Source organism: Desulfocurvus sp., assembly GCF_023230885.1.
Classification (GTDB): Bacteria; Desulfobacterota; Desulfovibrionia; order Desulfovibrionales; family Desulfovibrionaceae; genus Desulfocurvus.
Window position 1 is genome coordinate 1 of record NZ_JALNWM010000263.1, and the last position, 3,468, is coordinate 3,468.

General features: G+C 69.6%; 3 protein-coding genes and 1 other RNA gene. 1 reads left to right on the forward strand and 3 read right to left on the reverse strand.

Annotation, left to right across the window (positions count from 1 at the left end):
• Positions 1–111: 111 nt before the first annotated feature.
• Positions 112–464, reverse strand: a transfer-messenger RNA (tmRNA) gene (ssrA, locus tag M0P34_RS14375).
• Positions 465–751: 287 nt separating this feature from the next.
• The gene (locus M0P34_RS14380) at positions 752–1,018 is read right to left on the reverse strand and encodes an RNA-binding protein (protein WP_291500345.1); all 267 of its coding nucleotides are present in this window, start codon (positions 1,016–1,018) and stop codon (positions 752–754) included.
• Between the two features lie 1,149 nt (positions 1,019–2,167).
• Between M0P34_RS14380 and M0P34_RS14385 the strand changes: the two genes are divergently transcribed.
• A complete protein-coding gene (locus M0P34_RS14385) occupies positions 2,168–2,674 on the forward strand; it encodes a molybdopterin-dependent oxidoreductase (RefSeq protein WP_291500347.1) in 507 nt (168 codons plus the stop codon).
• Positions 2,675–2,684: 10 nt separating this feature from the next.
• On the opposite strand, the gene M0P34_RS14390 is transcribed toward M0P34_RS14385, so the two are convergent.
• Entirely contained in the window at positions 2,685–3,440 is a 756-nt protein-coding gene (locus M0P34_RS14390; protein WP_291500349.1) for an ATP-binding cassette domain-containing protein, read from the reverse strand.
• Positions 3,441–3,468: the final 28 nt, after the last annotated feature.

Sequence of the window (3,468 nt, forward strand, 5' to 3'; positions counted from 1 at the left end):
AGGTGCTTTGGAAAGATGTGAAACGGGCGCAAACCCTTTAGAAACAAGGGGAAAAAGAAAACCCGTCACCCCGGAGAATGACCCCAGAGAGACGGGTTTGTCTTTTCTAAATGGTGGAGGCGGGGGGAATCGAACCCCCGTCCGAGAATGCTCCACGCAAGGCGTCTACAGGCTTATTCCATCTTCAGTTCTCGACGCGCCCCTGCCGATGGACAGGCTGGTTCGCGGCCAGTTCATTGCTTTTCTCGCCCCGCGCGCCATGAACATGCGCTTGGTGGCCAGTCCGATGGGGTGTCGCCCGTTTCCGCTTACCGGACATCGGCGGAAGGGACGCTGGCATTAAGCAGCCAGAGCGTATTCGGTGTTGTTGGCAATTAATGCCTTGCCGCGGTTTAACGAGGCCAACGGCAACCTCGGCCTGCAACCTTGGCTTCAACCATCCCCGTCGAAACCTGGTCGCCCCCTGTCAAAGAGCCAGTACACATATAAGGGCTTCCCCCAGTTTGGCAAGGGAAGATTGGGCAAGGGGAGGCTGGGGGACGGAACTGGCGCCGGCCCGGCGTCCTGCGCGTTCCGTGTGCGCCTCCTGCGGACCTGCGGCGCGGGGCGGCGGGGGAGGAGCGAGGGCAGGGCGGACGTTCCACCCTGGGCGCGCCCGTCGCCCGGGCGGGGCCAGCGCCTCGGCGCAACGAAAAAGCCCGCCCCCGCGAGGGGACGGGCTTGGAAGCCGATGGCTCGGTGCGCGAGGCGCCTACCAGCGGGGGGCGCGCTCGGCGCGGGGGCGGGCCTCGTTGACCTTGATGTTGCGGCCGCCGAAGTTGGCGCCGTCAAGGGCCTCGATGGCAGCCAGCGCGCTCTGGTCGTCCATTTCGACGAAACCGAAGCCGCGGGGGCGGCCGGTCTCGCGATCCTCGACGAGCTTGACGGACACGACGTCGCCGTAGGAGGCGAACGCCTCGCGGACGTCCTCTTCGGTGGCGGACCAGGGCAGATTGCCGACGTAGATGCTCTTGGCCATGAAACTCTCCATGAAACGTAAAACAGTGGAATATGGCGCACTATGCGCCTTGTAAAAGAAAGCTGCGTACACAAGATGCGTACACAGCCCCTTGTTACCTGGAATCGACTTTCACCAGCACCGTCCGGAAACCCGGCCGCGCCCCCTTGGGCGTCACTGGAAGTGGCAGTAACTACAACGCTCGAACCGGGATGTCAAGACCGAAAATTGATAATTTTTTGCATCCGATGCATCCGCGAGATAAAACTACAGTCTCGGCAGCACGTTCCGCCAGTGTGGGCCAGGGCGTGGCCAGCAGCGGGAGCGGGAAAAGCCGGAGCCGAAGGCGCCCGCGGCGAGGAAGCCAGGCCGAACCGGGGGCGCAGGCCCGGCCGGGGCCCGGCAACCTGCCCCCGGCCCTGGCGGATGCCGCCCCCTGGGGGGCGAGGCGGGCGCTCCTGACCCTGCCCCGGTCCCTGGAGATTCGTCTCGCGGCTTGGGGACGGCTGTCGGCGGCGGGCTCCCGGGGCCGCTCCCGCCCGGCATCAGCGGCCCCGGCCCGGGGCCGACATGGGCAACGGCGACGCGCTGGCCCGGGGGGGCGGGGGCTGACCCTGGTGGCTGGCCACGCCGGATGTCCCCGCGCCCGGGCTTCCACGGGGCAGGGCGGCCCGGATGGCCCGGCGCTTATATAGCCCCGGGCGGCCGTTTCCCCGGGCCGCCCCGGACCGGCGGATGGCCTGGGCGCTCTGCGGCCCCTGGCCGGTTCTTCCGCAACCGGGGGAGCCCGGTTGCCCTCCAGGGGGCGCACCGTCGGCGTGCCTTGGCCTTGCGCGCATGCCGGAGGGGGCTCCCGGTTGCGGGGATTGGCCGATGCCCCGCCCTTGTGCTTTCAGCCGCCCTTTGCGATAGTGCATTTGTGGGGTGCCGGGCCGATGCCTTCCCTCCCCATAGCCTCGATTTCATGGAGAATGCGCTATGCAAAAAGTCCCCCGGTTTTCCAGGCGCGCCTTTCTGACTGCCGCGGCGGGAACTGCGGTCGCCATCGGATTGCCCGGCCTGTTCGCCACGGTTTCGGAAGCCCGGCAGCGGAGCCTTGCCGGGGAGTTGCGCAGGGACGGGCGGCCCCGGCTCCCTCCGGGCCAGCGGGCCATCGAGGAACTCGAGAACATGGGCGGCGAGCCCGGCTCGCCCGACCCCGGGGACTTCCGGCTCCGGGTTCACGGGGAGGTCGAGAACCCTTATGAGCTCGGCTTCCAGGAGCTCATGGCATTCGAGCAGACGGACATCGTCTGCGACGTTCATTGCGTGACCGGGTGGACCCTGCTCGATTCCGTCTGGCGCGGGGTGCTGCTTGCCGCCCTGCTGGACCGGGCACGCCCCCTGCCTGAAGCGGGGTTTCTCGTGATCCAGGCCGCCCACGGGTACACCACAAGCATACCGCTTGCCGAAGCCCGGAAGGAGAACGTGTTCCTGGGGCACGCCCTGTCGGGCGCCCCTTTGCCCGGCCCCAACGGAGGCCCCGTACGGGCGGTGGTTCCGGACCTGTACTTCTATAAAAGCGCCAAGTGGGTGGAGGGGCTGAAGGTGACCTCGCGCGACGAGCTGGGCTTCTGGGAAACGCGCGGCTACAGCAACTCCGCCGACCCGTGGAGGGAAGAACGGTATTCGCGCTAGGGCAGACGGCTCAAGGCCTTTGTCCGGCGCAGCGGGAGGCGCCTTCGCCAGAGCCTCCGCCAGGGGCTTTGGCCGGTCCGGAAGCCGTGGGTCGCGCTTGCGGCGGCGCCTCCAGCACCAGCGGCCCCGGGGCGCCGCCGACGTGGACGACGGCGATGCGCGGGTCCAGGGTGTCCGGGGTCTGGTGGCTGGTCATAAGGATGGCCGCGCCCGTGTCCAGTGCTGCGGCGAGCAGGGTGCCCACCGCGGCGGTCCAGGCGGCGTCGAGGAAGGCGAAGGGTTCGTCCAGGAACAGAATGTCGGGGCGCACGGCCAGGGCCCGGGCCAGGTTCAGCCGACGGCGCATGCCGCCCGAAAGCGCCGTGGGCAGGGCGCGCAGGGGCAGGCCCAGGCGCTCCAGCCAGGGCCGGGCCTGCTCCCGCCGCGCGGCCAGGGGCCCATGCAGGACGTAGGCCACATTGTCGCGGCAATCGAGCCAGGGCAGGAGCACGTCGTCCTGGAACATGCAGCCCGGGCGCGAGCCGCCCAGGCGTACGCTGCCCGCGTCGGGCCTGCTCAGGCCCGCGGCCACCTCCAGCAGGGTGGTTTTGCCGCAGCCCGAGGGCCCGGCCAGGCACAGCCCGCGCCCGCCCGCCACGGCGAGGTCGGCCCGGGCGACCACCGGCCGCCCCCCGGCGGCCTTGGCCACGCCGTCCAGGGCGATGATCGGCGCAGCGGCGGCCCCGGCTCCGGGCGCCGTGGCGGACGCCGCCACGGGAGCGTCCATCCGCGTTTTTTCCGGCGTGTTCACTGCG